16 protein-coding genes and 1 riboswitch are annotated in these 15,184 nt (G+C 74.8%); of the genes, 7 read left to right on the top strand and 9 right to left on the bottom strand.

The window, feature by feature from the left end; translation table 11 throughout:
• Positions 1-14 precede the first annotated feature (14 nt).
• The 3 genes from KPF47_RS03045 to KPF47_RS03035 all read left to right on the top strand — a co-directional run bounded on the left by KPF47_RS03045 (position 15) and on the right by KPF47_RS03035 (position 3,264).
• Positions 15-1,571 carry a precorrin-2 C(20)-methyltransferase gene (locus tag KPF47_RS03045; protein ID WP_224386827.1) on the top strand — a complete coding sequence of 519 codons (1,557 nt, stop codon included), beginning with the start codon at positions 15-17 and terminating at the stop codon, positions 1,569-1,571.
• 58 nt (positions 1,572-1,629) lie between these two features.
• A complete protein-coding gene (locus KPF47_RS03040) occupies positions 1,630-2,106 on the top strand; it encodes a GNAT family N-acetyltransferase (RefSeq protein ID WP_224386637.1) in 477 nt (158 codons plus the stop codon).
• A gap of 141 nt (positions 2,107-2,247) precedes the next feature.
• The gene (locus KPF47_RS03035) at positions 2,248-3,264 is read left to right on the top strand and encodes an alcohol dehydrogenase catalytic domain-containing protein (protein ID WP_224386635.1); all 1,017 of its coding nucleotides are present in this window, start codon (positions 2,248-2,250) and stop codon (positions 3,262-3,264) included.
• Positions 3,265-3,301: 37 nt separating this feature from the next.
• Here the strand turns inward: KPF47_RS03035 and KPF47_RS03030 are convergent, their stop codons facing one another.
• Positions 3,302-3,928 carry a TetR family transcriptional regulator gene (locus tag KPF47_RS03030; RefSeq protein ID WP_224386634.1) on the bottom strand — a complete coding sequence of 209 codons (627 nt, stop codon included), beginning with the start codon at positions 3,926-3,928 and terminating at the stop codon, positions 3,302-3,304.
• 38 nt (positions 3,929-3,966) lie between these two features.
• Between KPF47_RS03030 and KPF47_RS03025 the strand changes: the two genes are divergently transcribed.
• From KPF47_RS03025 to KPF47_RS03015, 3 genes are all read left to right on the top strand, one after another.
• On the top strand, positions 3,967-4,707 hold the full coding sequence (locus KPF47_RS03025) for an SDR family NAD(P)-dependent oxidoreductase (RefSeq protein ID WP_224386633.1): 741 nt from the start codon (positions 3,967-3,969) through the stop codon (positions 4,705-4,707).
• A 218-nt stretch (positions 4,708-4,925) separates the two neighbouring features.
• A complete protein-coding gene (locus tag KPF47_RS03020) occupies positions 4,926-5,390 on the top strand; it encodes a hypothetical protein (protein WP_224386632.1) in 465 nt (154 codons plus the stop codon).
• Positions 5,387-5,713, top strand: a complete 327-nt coding sequence (locus tag KPF47_RS03015; protein ID WP_224386631.1) for a transcriptional regulator — start codon at positions 5,387-5,389, stop codon at positions 5,711-5,713. Before KPF47_RS03020 ends, KPF47_RS03015 begins: the two co-directional genes overlap by 4 nt.
• Positions 5,714-5,813: 100 nt before the next feature.
• Here KPF47_RS03015 and KPF47_RS03010 read toward each other — a convergent pair whose 3' ends face one another.
• Positions 5,814-6,569 (bottom strand): cobalt-precorrin-6A reductase, encoded by a 756-nt coding sequence (locus KPF47_RS03010; protein ID WP_224386630.1) that lies wholly within the window; start codon positions 6,567-6,569, stop codon positions 5,814-5,816.
• A gap of 18 nt (positions 6,570-6,587) precedes the next feature.
• Between KPF47_RS03010 and KPF47_RS03005 the strand changes: the two genes are divergently transcribed.
• Positions 6,588-7,250 carry a haloacid dehalogenase type II gene (locus KPF47_RS03005; RefSeq protein WP_224386629.1) on the top strand — a complete coding sequence of 221 codons (663 nt, stop codon included), beginning with the start codon at positions 6,588-6,590 and terminating at the stop codon, positions 7,248-7,250.
• A 45-nt stretch (positions 7,251-7,295) separates the two neighbouring features.
• Here the strand turns inward: KPF47_RS03005 and KPF47_RS03000 are convergent, their stop codons facing one another.
• The 7 genes from KPF47_RS03000 to KPF47_RS02970 all read right to left on the bottom strand — a co-directional run bounded on the left by KPF47_RS03000 (position 7,296) and on the right by KPF47_RS02970 (position 14,868).
• A complete protein-coding gene (locus KPF47_RS03000) occupies positions 7,296-8,468 on the bottom strand; it encodes an ROK family protein (protein ID WP_224386628.1) in 1,173 nt (390 codons plus the stop codon).
• Position 8,469: 1 nt separating this feature from the next.
• Positions 8,470-9,972, bottom strand: a complete 1,503-nt coding sequence (locus KPF47_RS02995; RefSeq protein WP_374108779.1) for a sugar ABC transporter permease — start codon at positions 9,970-9,972, stop codon at positions 8,470-8,472.
• Positions 9,972-10,745, bottom strand: a complete 774-nt coding sequence (locus KPF47_RS02990; protein WP_224386627.1) for an ATP-binding cassette domain-containing protein — start codon at positions 10,743-10,745, stop codon at positions 9,972-9,974. Before KPF47_RS02990 ends, KPF47_RS02995 begins: the two co-directional genes overlap by 1 nt.
• 74 nt (positions 10,746-10,819) lie before the next feature.
• Positions 10,820-11,965 (bottom strand): sugar ABC transporter substrate-binding protein, encoded by a 1,146-nt coding sequence (locus KPF47_RS02985; RefSeq protein ID WP_224386626.1) that lies wholly within the window; start codon positions 11,963-11,965, stop codon positions 10,820-10,822.
• Positions 11,966-12,362: 397 nt separating this feature from the next.
• Entirely contained in the window at positions 12,363-13,091 is a 729-nt protein-coding gene (locus tag KPF47_RS02980; RefSeq protein ID WP_224386625.1) for an ABC transporter ATP-binding protein, read from the bottom strand.
• Positions 13,088-13,855 (bottom strand): ABC transporter permease, encoded by a 768-nt coding sequence (locus tag KPF47_RS02975; protein WP_224386624.1) that lies wholly within the window; start codon positions 13,853-13,855, stop codon positions 13,088-13,090. Before KPF47_RS02975 ends, KPF47_RS02980 begins: the two co-directional genes overlap by 4 nt.
• Entirely contained in the window at positions 13,852-14,868 is a 1,017-nt protein-coding gene (locus KPF47_RS02970) for an ABC transporter substrate-binding protein (RefSeq protein ID WP_224386623.1), read from the bottom strand. The genes KPF47_RS02975 and KPF47_RS02970 overlap by 4 nt, the downstream gene beginning before the upstream one ends.
• Positions 14,860-14,973: riboswitch (TPP riboswitch) on the bottom strand. Its footprint overlaps the gene before it by 9 nt.
• Between the last annotated feature and the right edge of the window lie 211 nt (positions 14,974-15,184).

Raw genomic sequence — 15,184 nt, 5'->3', positions numbered from 1 at the left:
CGCAGGAGCCCGGCGTGACCGGCACCCTCTACGGCGTGGGGCTCGGCCCCGGCGACCCCGAGCTGACGACCATCAAGGCCGCCCGGCTGGTCCGCGACGCCGACGTCATCGCCTACCACTCCGCCCGGCACGGGCGGTCGATCGCCCGCCGGATCGCCGAGCCGCACCTGTCCGGCACCGCGATCGAGGAGGCGCTGGTCTACCCGGTCACGACCGAGGCCACCGACCACCCCGGCGGCTACCAGGGTGCGATCGACGCGTTCTACTCCGAGGCCGCGGCCCGGCTCGCCGCGCACCTGGACGCGGGCCGCGACGTGGTGCTGCTGGCCGAGGGCGACCCGCTGTTCTACGGGTCCTACATGCACATGCACAAGCGCCTGGCCGGGCGCTACCGCACCGAGGTCGTCCCCGGCGTCACCTCGATCAGCGGCGCGGCCGCGGCGATCGGCCAGCCGCTGGTGGAGCGCGACGAGGTGCTGACCGTGCTGCCGGGCACCCTGTCGCGCGAGGAGCTGGCGCGGCGGCTCGCGGGCACCGACTCGGCGGCGGTGATGAAGCTCGGACGCACCTTCACCACGGTCCGCGAGGCGATGTCCGACGCCGGGGTGCTGGACCGGGCCCGCTACGTCGAGCGGGCCACGATGGAGGGCCAGCGGACCGGGTCCCTCGCCGACGTCGACGCCTCCGACGTGCCGTACTTCGCGATCGCGCTGCTGCCCGGCGAGGTCGCCGCCTCGGTCCCCGGGGACGGCCAGGCGCCCGCCGGCGCCGTCGGCGCCGTCCCCGCCGAGGAGCGGTCGGTCCGCGGTCCGGGGGAGGTCGTCGTCGTCGGGACCGGGCCCGCCGGGCGGGACTGGCTGACCCCCCAGGTCGCCCGCGCCCTGTCCGAGGCGGACGACCTGGTCGGCTACGGCCCCTATCTGGACCGGGTGCCGCCCAACCCGCGCCAGACCCGGCACCCCTCGGACAACAGGGTCGAGTCGGAGCGCGCCGCGCACGCGCTGGACCTGGCCGCGTCGGGGCGGCGGGTCGCCGTGGTGTCCGCGGGCGACCCCGGGGTGTTCGCGATGGCGACGGCGGTGCTGGAGGTGGCCGCCGAGCCGAAGTACCACGACGTCGCGGTGCGGGTGCTGCCCGGCATGTCCGCGGCCCAGGCCGTCGCCGCGGCGGCCGGTGCCCCGCTCGGCCACGACCACGCGCTGATCTCGTTGTCGGACCGGCTCAAGCCGTGGGACGTGGTCGCGGACCGGTTGCGTGCCGTGGCCGCGGCCGACCTGGCGATCGCGATCTACAACCCGCGGTCGAAGGCACGGCCGTGGCAGGTCGGTGCCGCCCGGGACGTGCTCCTGGAGCACCGCGCGCCGGACACCCCGGTGGTGCTCGGTCGCGACGTCGGCGGCGCCGGGGAGCGGATCGTGGTCACCACGCTCGGCGCGCTGGATCCCGAGCTGGTCGACATGCGGACCCTCGTGGTCGTCGGGTCCTCGACGACCCGCGCCGTCGAGCGCGCCGGGACGACCGTGGTGTTCACCCCGCGCCACTACGGCCCCGGCGGGACGACCACCGGCTGATCGGATCCGCCGGTTGACGACACCCTGACCGGTTCCGGTTCCGCGCTAGCGTCACACCGTGCGACTGCAGGTGCGGCGGTTCGGTCCCGACGACTGGGAGTCGGCCCGCGCGGCCCGGCTCGCCTCGGTGCGGGACGGGTTCGGCGAGGACAGCGACTTCTACCGCGAGCAGGCGGCCCTCGACCCGGCTGCCTGGCGGGTGGTCCTGGCCGAGCACGTCCGGTTCGGTGCCGTGGACGACGGCGACCGCCCGGTCGGCACCGCCTGCTGGCGGCCCGGCCCGGACGGCGACGGGCAGCTCTACGGCATGTGGGTGGCCGCCGGGTTCCGCGGGACCGGGCTCGCCGACGCACTGGTCGAGGCCGTCGACGCGGCGGCCCGCGAGCACGGCTCGGCGACGCTGTCGCTCAGGGTGGAGCCGGGCAACGCCCGCGCGCTGGCCTTCTACGCCCGCACCGGGTTCGTCGCGGAGCCCTCCCCCGGTCCGGGGCTGCTGGTCATGACCCGCCCGGTGGTGGCCCGGCCGGTGTCGTGAGCCCGAGCCGCGCGCCAGGACCGGGCGACCGCGGCGTCGGAGGCGACCAGCGTGCCGTCCATGTCGAACAGGATCGCGGCGTACACCCGACCACCTCGTCCACTCGGGCGACGAGTACGACCGGCCTGGGAGGATCGCGGCATGCGCGCCGTACGGATCACCGAGTTCGGCACCGAGCCCCGGGTGGTCGAGGTGCCCGACCCCGTCGCGCCGCCCGGCGGGGTGGTCGTCCGGGTGGAGGCCACCGGGCTGTGCGCGAGCGACCGGTTCGCCTGGGCCGGGCACGACGGCGATGTGACGCTCCCCCACGTGCCCGGGCACGAGCTCGTCGGACGGGTCGTCACCACCGGTGCCGGGGTGAGCCGGGTCCGTACCGGGGACCGGGTGACCACCCCGTTCGTCTGCGGCTGCGGCACCTGCCCGGACTGCCGGGCGGGCCGCGCGCAGGTGTGCCCGCACCAGCGTCAGCCCGGCTTCACCGACGACGGGTCCTGCGCCGAGCTCGTCGCGCTGCACCACGCCGACGCCAACCTGGTACCGGTCCCCGACGCGGTCGACGCGGCGGGTGCGGCGCTGCTCGGCTGCCGGGTGGCCACCGCGCACCGGGCGCTGGTCGGGCGCGGCGGGCTGGCCGCCGGGGAGCGGGTCCTGGTGCTCGGCGCGGGCGGGGTCGGGCTGGCCGCGGTGCTGATCGCGTCGGCGCTGGGCGCCGAGGCGGTCGTCGCGGACCCCTCGTCCGCGGCGCGGTCCCGGGCGGTCGAGCTGGGTGCGTCCGCGGTGGTGGACACCGCGGACGGCCCGGACGCGGTGCGCGAGGCCGTCGGCGACGGCGGCGCCCGCCTGGCGGTGGAGGCCGCCGGTCGCACGGACGCCCTCGACCTCGGTGTCCGGTCGCTGCGCAGGCAGGGGACGCTGGTGCAGGTCGGGCTGCTCGCCCGGGAGCCGGTGGTGCCGGTGCCGCTGATGATCGCGCACGAGCTGACCGTGACCGGCAGCCACGGGATGGCCGCCGCGGACTACCCGGCGCTGATGGGGCTCGTCGCCGACGGCGGACTCGACCCGGGCCGGTTGGTCACCCGGCGCACCGGGCTCGCCGGGCTCGCCCACGCACTGGGCACGGCGCCGGAGCCGGGCGAGGTCCTGGTCGCGCTGCCCTGACCCGCGCCCGGTCCGCGGTGCGCCCGGGCGGGGACGCTCAGCGGGGCGCGCCGAGCCTGCGGGCGGCCTCGACCACGAACGCCCGCCGGGCGGCCCGCTCGGCGGGGTCGTCCGGAGCGGCGCCGGTGAGCATCGAGGCGAGCTGGGGCACCGTGTGCCACCAGGCGGCCAGCGCGATCAGGGCGAAGACCAGGTGGGCGGGGTCGACCCCGTCGTCGACCGTGCCCGCCCGCTGGGCGGCGGCGACGCGCTCGACCTTCTCCCGGTAGTGCCGGCCGCGTTCGGCACGCGCGGCGACGTGACCGGTGCCGTCGAGGCCCTCCCACTGCAGCAGCCGGGCCAGCCACGGGTGCTCGGCGTGGTGGTCGAACGTCGCCCCGGCGAACGCGCCGAGGTCGTCCAGCCCGGTGCCGGTCGCCCGGACCCCGGCCGCCAGCTGCTCCAGCTGGTCGGCCAGCACCAGGTCCCACAGTGCGTCCTTGTCGCCGAAGTAGCTGTAGAGGCGCTCCTTGTTGATGCCGGCCCGCGCCGCGATGCGGCTCATGGTGGTGCCCTCGCGGCCGCGCTCGGCGAACTCGGCGGTGGCCGCCTCCCTGAGCCGGCGGCGGGTGCCCTCGGTGTCCCAGGCCATGACCGGACGGTAGCGGAACCGGCGTAGCCTCATTTCCAACATCATCGTTGGAGTTGGAGTCGGGAGACGTCATGGGAACAGCACACGGACCGGGCGCGGGCGACGTCGCCGTCGTCACCGGCGCCACCAGCGGTATCGGGTTCGCGATCGCACGGGGACTGCTCGCCGCAGGCCTGACCGTGTACGTCGGGGCCCGCGAACCCGGGCGCGGCGCGGCCGCCGTGGCCGCCCTCGGCGCGGGCGCCCGGCCGCTCGACCTGGAGGTGACCGACCCGGCCTCGGTCGCCGCGGCCGCCGCCGGGGTCCCGGAGGTGGACCTGCTGGTGAACAACGCCGGGGTCGGTGACGACCTCGCGACGGCCGTGGACTGCACCGCCGAGGACCTGCGCCGGGTCTACGAGGTCAACGTGTTCGGCGTGGTCACGGTGACCAACGCGTTCCTGCCCGCGCTGCGCCGGTCGGCGCACCCACGCGTGCTCAACGTCTCCAGCGGGACCGGATCGCTGACCTGGAGCACCGGCCCGAACCCGCAGTTCGACCACCGCGGCGGCGGGGGCGCGGCCGCCTACCGGTCGTCGAAGGCGGCGCTCAACGCGCTCACCGTCTACTACTCCCAGGCCCTCGCCGACGCCGGGATCCCGGTGAACGCCCTGGCCCCGGGCCTGCGGGCGACCAACCTCAACGCCCGTGCGGCGGCCTCGGGCGGCGATCCGGCCGAGGCCGCCGACGGGGCCGTCGCCCTCCTGCTGACCCCCGACGGGGGACCGACCGGCACGTTCGTCGACTGGACCGGCACGCCGGTCCCCTGGTGATCCGCCGCCCGCCGGCCGGACCCGCACGGCGCCCACCGACTCCGCCCGCCGCGACCCCGGCGGGGGGCGACGAGCCGGTCCACGACCACCACCGGCCCGCCGACGGCGGCGACACCTCCCCGGCGGCACCCCACGGCATCGAAACTTCTGTCCCGTTGACGAATCCTGTCTAGCCTGCATATGTTTTCCATATCGCAAGCACAACGGAGGGACCCACGATGTCGCACAACCCCGAGCTCGACCAGGTCACCGAGATGCGTCGCAAGCTCGCCACACACGCCTTGTTCCCGCTGTCCTACTGGATCGTCTACTCGGTCCTGCTGGTCGTGATCATGTCGATCCCGGTGTGGGTCTCGGCGCTCCCGTCCGTGACCCCCTATCTGACACTGGGGCTGCTGGTCGTGGCCCTCGGCTCGGCGATGTACTCGATCCGCACGCGCCGGCGGTCGGGCGTCGCGCTGCCGCGGCGCATCACCGCCTACCCCGGTGCACGACGGCTGCACGCCGGCGTCCTGGCCCTCACGGTCGTCGGGGTGATCGCCGGGTACGCGCTCGTCGGGGCCGACCGGCCGGGGATCGCCATGGCCGTGCTGGTGCCGCTCGCCGCGCTCGTCCTCGCCGGTCAGTACCGGATCCGGCAGAAGATGGCCGAGGACATCGCGACCGGCCGGGTCGAGCAGTGACCGGCGCGCCGCCCGAGGAGATGACCGGACGGCAGCCGATCTTCGAGACCGGTCCGCGGCTGGCCCTGTGCGCGCTGCTCCAGGGGGCGGACTGGGTCGAGTTCAAGACCGTGCGGGACATGATCGGGGTCAGCGACTCCGCGGTGTCCAAGCACAGCCACACCCTCGAGGACGCCGGCTACCTCGAGATCCGCAAGGGTGCCGTCGGGCGGCGCCCCCGGACGTGGATGCGACTGTCCCCGACCGGGCGGGCGGCCCTGCGCAGCCACCTCGCCTGGCTCAACGGCCTCGGCGAGGCGATCACCGACGCCGGGGACGACTGAGGGCAGGCACCACCGGCTCGACACCCGGGGCCCCGCCCCCGGCGGCCCGGCAGGGTCACCGGACGCCGGGCGGACGCACGGGTGGCCCGGCCCCGGCCGGTCAGGGACCGAGCAGTCTCGCCAGTGCGGCCTCCACCGTGGACTCCACCGCGACCCCGACGGGCAGCGGCGGCCGGTCGACGACCACCACCGGCACCCCGCGCTCCCGGGCGGCGGTGAGCTTGGGCGCCGTCGCGGCACCGCCGGAGTCCTTGGTCACCAGCACGTGCGGGTCGACGGCGGCGAACAGGGCGCGCTCGTCGTCGAGGGCGAACGGGCCCCGGTCGAGCAGGAGCTCGCACCGGGCGGGGAGCGGCCCCTCCGGCGGGTCGACCGCCCGGACCCAGAACGCCGCGTCGACCTCGGCGAAGTGCACCAGCCCCCCGCGACCGGTGGTCAGCAGCACCCGGCCGTCGGCCCCGGGGAGCAGCGCGGGCAACGCGGCGGCCGCGGCCGCGGCCGAGCCGACCCGGTACCACCGGTCCCCCGGCCCGGGCGTCCAGCCCGGACGGCGCAGCACCACCAGCGGCACCCCGGTCGCGGCGCAGGCGGTGGCGGCGTTCGCCGTCATGGTGGCGGCGAAGGGGTGGGTGGCGTCGAGCACCGCGCCGACCCGCTCGGCACGCAGGTGCGCCGCCAGACCGGCGGCGCCGCCGAACCCGCCGATGCGGACCTCGCCCTCGGGCAGCGCCGGGCTGCGCACCGCCCCGGCCAGCGAGGAGACGACCCGGACGCCGTCCCGGCCGGCCAGCGCGGCGGCCACGGCACGGCCCTCGGTCGTGCCGCCGAGGACGAGCACCGTGCGGGGAACGCTCACACCCGTCAGGGTAGGCGGATGGCGATCTCGACCGTGGTGTTCGACGTCAACGAGACCCTGTCGGACCTGAGCCCGATGGGTGCCCGGTTCGCGGGGCTGGGCGCCCCGGAGTGGCTCGGCCCGCTGTGGTTCGCCGCGACCCTGCGCGAGGGCATGGCGCAGGCCGCGGGCGGGGAGCTGACGACCTTCGCCGAGCTGGCGACGGCGACCGCGGCCGGGCTGCTGCGCCGGCACGGCGTCGCCGACCCCGACGAGGGTGCCCGCCACGTCGTCGACGGGTTCCTGGAGCTGCCGGTGCACGACGACGTCCACGGCGGCGTCGCGGCGCTGCGGGCCGCGGGGCTGCGGCTGGTGACGCTGTCCAACGGCGCCGCGTCGGTGGCCGAGCGGCTGCTCGGCGACCACGGTCTGCGCGCGCAGTTCGACGCCGTGCTGTCGGTGGAGGACGCCGGGATCTGGAAGCCCGCCCCCGCCTCGTACGCCTACGCGCTGCGGGCCTGCGGGGTCGACGCAGCCGAGTCGGTGATGGTCGCGGTGCACCCGTGGGACCTCCACGGCGCCGCCCGTGCCGGGATGGCGACGGCCTGGCTCGACCGCCACGGCGACACCTGGCCCGGGTACCTCACGCCACCGACCTTCACCGTCGGGGCGCTGTCCGAGCTGGCCGGCCACCTGGCCTGAGCCCGCGGGGCGCCGGCGGCCGTGCCGGCCGGTCCCGGCACCGCCTCAGACCGCCGCCAGCACCGGCTCGAACGCGATCTCGGCCGCGCCGACCAGCGCGCCGTCGCGGCCGAGCGGGGAGACCGCGAGCCGGGTCCCGCCCGCGGCCCGGCTGACCAGGCTGCGCCGGCGCAGCTCGGACCCGATCCGCTCGACCACCGAGGGCGGCAGCGCACCGAACAGGTCCCCCAGCACGACGAGCTCGGGGGCCAGCATGTTCACCACGGTGACCAGCCCGGCGGCCATCCACCCGGCGTAGCCCGCCAGCAGCCGGTCCGCCCGGCCCGGCACGACGGCCAGGTCGCGCAGCTCCGCGACGAGCACCCCGCGCGGGGTGTCCTCGGGCAGGCCGAGCGCGCGGCACAACGCCGGCTCGCCCACCTCGGTCTCCCAGCAGCCGTGCGAGCCGCAGAAGCACTCCCGCCCGTCCGGGCGGACCATGAGGTGGCCGAGCTCGCCGACGTAGCCGCCGGTGCCGCGCAGCGGCTGCCCGCCGGACACCACGCCGCCGCCGACGCCCACGTCGGCCGAGAGGTACACCATGTCGGCGACGTCGCGGCCGATCCCGCGCAGGTGCTCGGCGAGCGCCCCGGCCTCCGCGTCGTTGGCGACCTGCACCGGCCGGGCGAGGACGGCGGCCAGCCGGGAGCCCAGCTCGACGTCGCGCCACCCGAGGTTGGGCGCCTCGTGCACGAGGCCGTCCGAACGCCGCACGACGCCGGGTACCGACACACCGACCGCCTGCTCGGTGACACCCAGCTCGTCGCGCAGCAGGGCGGCGGACTCGGCGAGGTGGGTGATCACCTCGCCGGGCAGCCGGGTGGTGCGGTGCAGGTTCCAGCTGTGCCGGCCCAGGATCTGCCCGCCGATGCCGACCATCGCCAGCGCCACCTGCTCCACCCGGATGTCGACGGCGAGCACCACCGCCGCCTGCGGGTCGGGCAGTACCAGCAGCGAGGGCCGCCCGGCCCCGGAGCGCTGGGCCGGGACGGCCTCGGTGACGACGCCCGCCTCGGCGAGCCCGTCCACCACCGCCTTGATCGTGCTGCGGTTGAGGCCGAGCTCGCCGGCCAGCGTCGCGCGGGTGCAGGGACCCTCGACGTGCAGCCGGCGCAACAGGACGGCCCGGTTGTGCCGGCGCGCGTCGTCGGGTCGGGTCCCCGATCCGGGCTGGGTCATGTCACCGGCCGGTGGCCGCCGCCCGGCGCCGGGAGGCCACGTCGACACCGGCGGCGAGCAGCAGCACCAGCCCGGTCACCACGAACACGACGGCGGCCGGCTGCTTGAGCAGGCCCAGCCCGTTCTGCACCGTGGCCAGCACCGTCCCGCCGATGACGGCGTTGCTGATCCGCCCGCGGCCGCCGAACAGCGAGGTACCACCGATGACCGCGGCACCGACGGCGAACAGCAGGGTGTTGCCGCCACCGGCCGCCGGGTTCACCGACCCGATCTTCGAGGAGTAGACGATCGCGCCGATCGCGGCGAAGGCGGTGGAGATGACGAACACCGACGCCCGGATGCGGGCGACGTCGATCCCGGCCCGGCGCGCGGCCTCCCGGTTGCCGCCGACGGCGTAGACGTGGCCGCCGAACCGGGTCCGGTCCAGCACCCAGGTGCCCAGGACGAGCAGCACCAGCACGACCGGGACGACATAGGGGATGCCGGCGATGGCGATGACCCCGGGCGAGCGGTCCTGGACCAGCGCGAAGGTCACCAACCCGCCGAGCACCACCACCGCTCCGATCTTGAGTGCGACCAGTCCCGTCGGCGGCGCGACCAGGCCGCCGCGCAGCCGGGTCCGCAGCCGGACCACCTGGACGGTCGCGTAGGCGCCGGCGGCGACCACGAACAGCACCCAGGACGCCGTGACCGAGAGATTGCCGTTCGCCACGGCGTTGATCAAGGGGTCGCGCAGCGCGATGGTGCCGCCGTCGCCGATGAGCTGCAGGATCACGCCCTGCCAGGTGATGAACAACGCCAGCGTCACGACGAACGACGGCATCCCGATCCGGGCCACGAGGAAGCCGGTGAGGCAGCCGATCACCACCCCGACGCCGACCGCGAGGCCCATCACGGTGAACGCGTTCGCCGGCACCCCGATGACCAGCACGACCGCGGTGAGCAGGCTGATCACCGACCCGGCCCACACCCGGACCAGCGCGGCGAGCACGGCACCCGCGAGCATCACCGCCACCAGCAGCACGAACACGGTGGTGCCGGTGGCCCCGAGCACGTTGCCGTCGCTCATCAGGTGCAGCGCCATCAGCGCCGCCGCCAGTCCGGACGCCGTGCCGGCCGCCAGGTCGATCTCGCCGGTGAGCAGCACGAACACCAGGCCCATCGCGATGATGGTCGGGCCGGCGCCCTGCTGGAGCAGGTTCGCGAGGTTGAGCAGGCTCGGGAAGGTGCCGCCGGAGTCGAGCACGCTGAACAGCACGAACAGCGCGGCCAGCCCGAGCAGCGCGGGCAGTGAGCCCAGGTCGCCGCCGCGCAGCCCGCGCAGGTAGGCCGTGATCGCCTCCCGGGTGGTCCGGGCGGTGGTGTCGATGCCGAAGTCGGCGGCCCGGTTGCCCGGGTTCGCCCGGCGGGCGGCGCTCTGCTCCTGCTCGGGAGCGGGCGTCCGATCGGTCACGGTGTCTCCTCCCGGGCCGGCGGGGCCGGACGGGTCGGGGTGGGGGGCCATCAGTTCACCGCCTGCTCGGGCCGCGGCAGCCCGAGCTCGCCGGAGCGGCCCGCGGTGATGAGCTGGACGACGTCGGAGTGGGTGACCTCGCGGGTCGGCACCTGGGCGACCATCCGGCCGAGGTAGAGGCAGGCGATCCGGTCGGACACCTCGAAGACGTCGGCCATGTTGTGGCTGATGAGCACGACGCCGAGGCCCTGCTCGGCCAGCCGTCGCACGAGGTCGAGCACCTGGCGGGTCTGGGCGACGCCGAGGGCGGCGGTCGGCTCGTCGAGCAGCACGACCCGGGAGTCCCACAGCACCGCCTTGGCGATGGCGACGGTCTGGCGCTGCCCGCCGGACAGCGACGCCACCGGGGTGCGCACCGAGGTGACGGTGCGCACCGACAGGGACGCGAGCGTGTCGCGGGCGGCCTGCTCCATCGAGCCCTCGTCGAGCATCCAGGACCGGCCGCGCTCGCGGCCCAGGAACATGTTCTGGACGATGTCGAGGTTGTCGGCCAGCGCAAGGTCCTGGTAGACGACCTCGATGCCGAGCCGGGAGGCGTCCGACGGGCCGGCGACGGTCACCGGCGCCCCCTCGAACACCACCTCGCCGGAGTCGATCGGGTGGATCCCCGCGACACACTTGACCAGGGTGGACTTGCCTGCGCCGTTGTCCCCGACGAGCGCGGTGACCTCACCGGCGCGCACGGTCAGATCGACGTCGTGGAGGACCTGCACGGCGCCGAAGCTCTTCGACACACCGCGCAGGGAGAGGATGGGGTCGGCCACTTCGGGCACCTTCCACGTGGGCGCCGGCCGGGCCGCGGCGGGGTGTCCGCCGCGGCCCGGTCCGGCTGCGGGTCCTACTTGATGCCGAGCTGGTCGCAGGCGGCCTGGGTCTCGGCGTTGCAGATCTCCGAGGCCTTGACGTAGCCGGCGTCGGTGACCTTCTTGACCGAGTCCTTGGTGATCAGCTGCGGCTCGAGCAGCACCGACTTGACGTCGCGGTTGCCCTTCGGGTCCTGGACCGACTGGGTGGCGACGCCGTCGGCACCCGCGGTGTCGCCCTTGGCCAGCGCACCGGCCAGCTTCGCGGCGGCCTCGGCCTCCTGCTCGATCGGCTTGAACACCGTCATGTACTGGTCACCGCGCAGGATCGCGGCGAGCCCGTCGGCGGTGGCGTCCTGGCCGGTGACCACGACCTTGCCGTTCAGGCCGTACTTGGCCAGCACCGTGACGATCGCCCCGGCCAGGCCGTCGTTGGCCGCGACCACGCCGTCGACCTTGCCGCCGTTGCCGGTGAGGATCTGCTCGAAGGTCGTGCCACCGACCTGGTTGTCCCACTTGTCGATCGGCTGGCTCTGGACGAGCTTCAGCGCGCCCGCCTCGTACTTCGGCTTCAGCACGGTCTGCTGGCCGTTGTAGAACAGGGTCGCGTTGTTGTCGGTCGGCGCGCCCTCGATCTCGATGACCTGCGCACCCGGCTTGTTCCCGATCCCCTGGACCAGGCCCTCGCCCTGCAGCGCACCGACCTTCTCGTTGTCGAAGGAGACGTAGTAGTCGCTGACGCCGCCGAGGTTGAGCCGGTCGTAGTCGATGACCGGGATGCCCTGGGCCTTGGCCTTCTGCGCGACGGCGGTCCCGCCGTCGCTGCTGATCGAGGCGATGATCATGACCTTGACGCCGCTGGAGATCATGCCGTCGGCCAGGGTGGAGAACTTCTGCTCGTCACCCTGGGCGTTCTGGATGTCGGGGTCCATGCCCTGCGCGCGCAGCGCCGCGTCCAGCATGGGCTTGTCGAAGCCCTCCCAGCGGGCCGAGGAGTCCGTCTCGGGGAGGATCACCCCGACCTTCACGCCACCGGCCCCCTCGGAGCCGCCACTGGGGGCCTCCGCGCCGCCGCCCGCGCTGTTCTGACCGCAGCCCGCGACGGCCAGCAGCAGGCCGAGGCCCGCCGCCGCGACCGCCCGGCGCAGCCGGGGCCCGCGCCCTGTGTTCCGTGCCCCCATCGGGGTCTCCCTCCACCACGTTGTGGACCGCTCGCATGATCACGAACGGGTGAATGTTGCGAGCGCCAACCTATTGGTCCGCACCGGTCCGGCAACAGTCTTCTGAATCGAGCGAGTTCCCCTCGGAGCATCACGATCCGGTCACGAACATCGACTTTGTTGCGCAGCCGCACGGGTCGGCGTCGATCAGGCCACGGATCGTGCCGTGACGGCGGCCCGGGGTGACGGCGGCCCGAGGCGACCGCGGACAGGGGCGACAGCAACCGGGGAACAGCGGCCGGGCAATCGCGGCCCGGGGCGACGGCTCACCGGGGCGACCGCGAGCCGGGGACGACCGCGAGCCGGGGCGACTCGACGACCTCGTGCCCGCCGCCTGGGCGTTCCCCGGGTGGGCGGGTCAGCCGCGCAGCGTGTCGAGCAGGTCCGCCTCGACCGCGGCCAGCGCCGGGTCGGTCCGGCGACGCGGCCGTACCGCGTCGACGACGACCTCGCGCACCACGGTGGCCGGGCGTGGCGAGAACACCAGCACCCGGTCGGAGAGCAGGGCCGCCTCACGTACGTCGTGGGTGATCAGGAGGGTGGTCCAGCCGTAGCGGGCGCGCACCGACTCCAGCCAGTCCTGCATGGCGGTCCGGGTGAGCGCGTCCAGCGCGCCGAACGGCTCGTCGAGCAGCAGCACCTCGCGCCCGCCGACGACGGTGCGCAGCAGTGCCGCGCGCTGGCGCATGCCACCCGACAGCTCGGCCGGACGGGCGTCCTCGAACCCGGCCAGCCCGAACGGCTCGAACAGCGCACGGGCGCGTTCCCGGGCCTCGCGACGCGGCACCCGGGCGATCTCCAGCCCGAGGGTGGTGTTGTCGAGGACGGTGCGCCACGGGAACAGCAGGTCCTGCTGCGGCATCAGGCCGAACGGGGCGCCGCACACCGGGCCGCCGTCGACCTCGATCCCGCCGGTGACCGTCGCCCCGTCGAGGATGCCCGCGAGCGCCCCGAACAGGGTGGACTTGCCACAGCCCGACGGTCCGACGAGCGACACGAACTCCCCCGGCGCGACGTCCAGGCTCACCCCGGACAGCACCGGCAGGTCGCCGTAGGACACCGACAGCTCGCGCACGGCGACCTTCACCGCACACCGCCCCCGTCGTGGTCGGCCACGTACCAGGGCGTGACCAGGCGCTGCAGCAGGAAGGTCAGGGCGAACAGCGTCACCGACAGCACGGCGGTGACCGCGACGGCGGCGAGCACGAGGTCGGTGCGGAACTGGTTCTTCTGCAGCTGCATGAAGATCCCCAGGCCGGCGCGGGCACCGACGTACTCGGCGAAGATCGCGCCGGTGACGGCGTAGGTGATCGCGATGCGCAGGGCCGTGAAGAACGAGGGCAGCGCCCCGGGCAGCCGCACGTGGCGGAACCGCTGCCACCGCGAGGCGCCCATGGAGCGCAGCAGCGCGGTCGCGGACCGGTCGGTCGCGGCGAATCCCTCGATGAGCCCGACCGCCACCGGGAAGAACGTCACCAGCGCGATGACCAGGACCTTCGGCAGCAGGCCGAAACCGAACCAGATGATGAGCAGCGGGGCGATCGCGACCACCGGCAGCGTCTGGGAGGCCACCAGCAGCGGGGTCAGCGCGCGGCGCAGCCACGGCGAGAAGTCGACGGCGACCGCGGCCGCCCAGGCCAGCGCCATCGAGATCGAGAAGCCGATCAGCGTCACCTGCACCGTCGGCAGCGTGTTCGCCCAGAGCTCGGCGCGGAACGCCCAGCCCTGCTCGAGCACCCGCAGCGGCGAGGGCAGGACCTGCGGGCGGGTGCCGGCGAGGGTGACCGCCACCTGCCAGACGACCAGGAGGGCGCCGACCAGTGCGACGGCAGGCCACAGCCGGCGGATCACGGTGCCAGGTACTCGTTGGTGAACCAGGTCGAGAAGTCCGGCGCGTCCCGCACCGGGGCGCCGTCCGGCCCGGCGACGGTGCCGGTGTCGTAGAGGAACCCGGAGAACCCGGCCCACTGCTGCGGGGTCTGGAAGCCGACCCGGCCCTGCGCGTCGCGCAGGAAGCGCTCGCTGAGCATCCGTGCGCCGCGGTCGAGCAGCTCGTCGGAGGTGAACGCCCCGGGGTTGGCCTCCTCGAGCATCCGCACGCCCGTCGCCGGGTCCCGTGCGGCCAGGGCGTAGCCCTTCTGGACCGCCTGCACGAACGCACGCGCGGTGTCCGGGTTGTCCCGTAGCCAGGTCGAGTTGCCCAGCAGCAGCACGTTGTAGGCGTCCGGGAAGCCGTAGTCGGTGTAGCGGAACGTGCGGATCGGCTCACCCCGCAGCTGCGCCTCGATGCCCTCGACGTTGACGAACGGCTCGGTGAAGTCGGCCTGGCCCGCGTAGAGCGCCTCGTAGGCGGCCGTGGACAGCACCTCGGTGCGGAAGTCGCCGCGCCCGCCGTCGGCCCGGATGACGGCCTGCATCTTCTGGTTCTCGCCCGGCCCGCCGAACCCGGCGTAGACCTTGCCGTCGAGGTCGCGCGGCCGCCGGATGTCGGTGCGGTCGGCCCGCACGGCGATCTCGGTGGCCCAGTGCTGCAGGATCGCCATCACCGAGGTGATGTCGGCCCCGGCGGCCTTGGAGAAGGTGAACGAGTCCTGGAAGCCGACGCCGAAGTCCGCGGCGCCGGAGTCGACCAGGGTGTCCGGGGAGGTCTGGTTGTAGGGCAGGAACTCCACGTCGAGGCCCGCGTCGCGGAAGTAGCCCGCCTGCTGGGCGGCGAACAGCCCGATGTGGTTGGTGTTCGGCGTCCAGTCCAGCGCGACGCGGATCGGTCCGCCACCGCCGGACCCGCCGCCGGCGGCACAGCCGGACAGGGCCAGCGCGAGCACCAGGACGACGGCGAGCGGGCGGGGAACACGTGACAGCACGGAGCGGCCTCCCTACGCCGGTGTGACCCGGATCAGGTTCGAACGGTCGGCGGCCGGTCCTGCCGCCCTCTCAGCCTCGGTGCGCGGGCTCCCGCGGTACGTGGCGCACCCTACGCGGCCCGGCCGGTCCCGCCGGGGCGACCTCCGTCGCACCGGACCGGGGTGGACACCCACGGTCACCGGAGCCGCCGACTCCGTCACCTGCGGTGATCGTCGCGGCGCGCCGGACCGGCCGCCGTCCGCAGTGGCATTCACGATCGTTATCCTCGCCACCACACCCGCGACGCTGTGTCACGAACCCCGTCCGTGGGGAGCT

Origin of the sequence: Pseudonocardia sp. ICBG1293, assembly GCF_020131355.1 — a bacterium.
Classification (GTDB): Bacteria; Actinomycetota; Actinomycetes; order Mycobacteriales; family Pseudonocardiaceae; genus Pseudonocardia.
Note: the sequence above shows the minus strand (reverse complement) of the source record. Positions and strands in the feature narration are given on the sequence as shown.

Bases quoted from the DNA above. Each gene is read 5' to 3' on its own strand.
- KPF47_RS02985 (WP_224386626.1), bottom strand. From the start codon at position 11,965: ATGGGGGCACGGAACACAGGGCGCGGGCCCCGGCTGCGCCGGGCGGTC.
- KPF47_RS02995 (WP_374108779.1), bottom strand. From the start codon at position 9,972: ATGGCCCCCCACCCCGACCCGTCCGGCCCCGCCGGCCCGGGAGGAGAC.
- KPF47_RS03020 (WP_224386632.1), top strand. From the start codon at position 4,926: ATGTCGCACAACCCCGAGCTCGACCAGGTCACCGAGATGCGTCGCAAG.
- KPF47_RS03035 (WP_224386635.1), top strand. From the start codon at position 2,248: ATGCGCGCCGTACGGATCACCGAGTTCGGCACCGAGCCCCGGGTGGTC.
- KPF47_RS03005 (WP_224386629.1), top strand. From the start codon at position 6,588: ATGGCGATCTCGACCGTGGTGTTCGACGTCAACGAGACCCTGTCGGAC.
- KPF47_RS03000 (WP_224386628.1), bottom strand. From the start codon at position 8,468: ATGACCCAGCCCGGATCGGGGACCCGACCCGACGACGCGCGCCGGCAC.
- KPF47_RS03030 (WP_224386634.1), bottom strand. From the start codon at position 3,928: ATGAGGCTACGCCGGTTCCGCTACCGTCCGGTCATGGCCTGGGACACC.
- KPF47_RS03025 (WP_224386633.1), top strand. From the start codon at position 3,967: ATGGGAACAGCACACGGACCGGGCGCGGGCGACGTCGCCGTCGTCACC.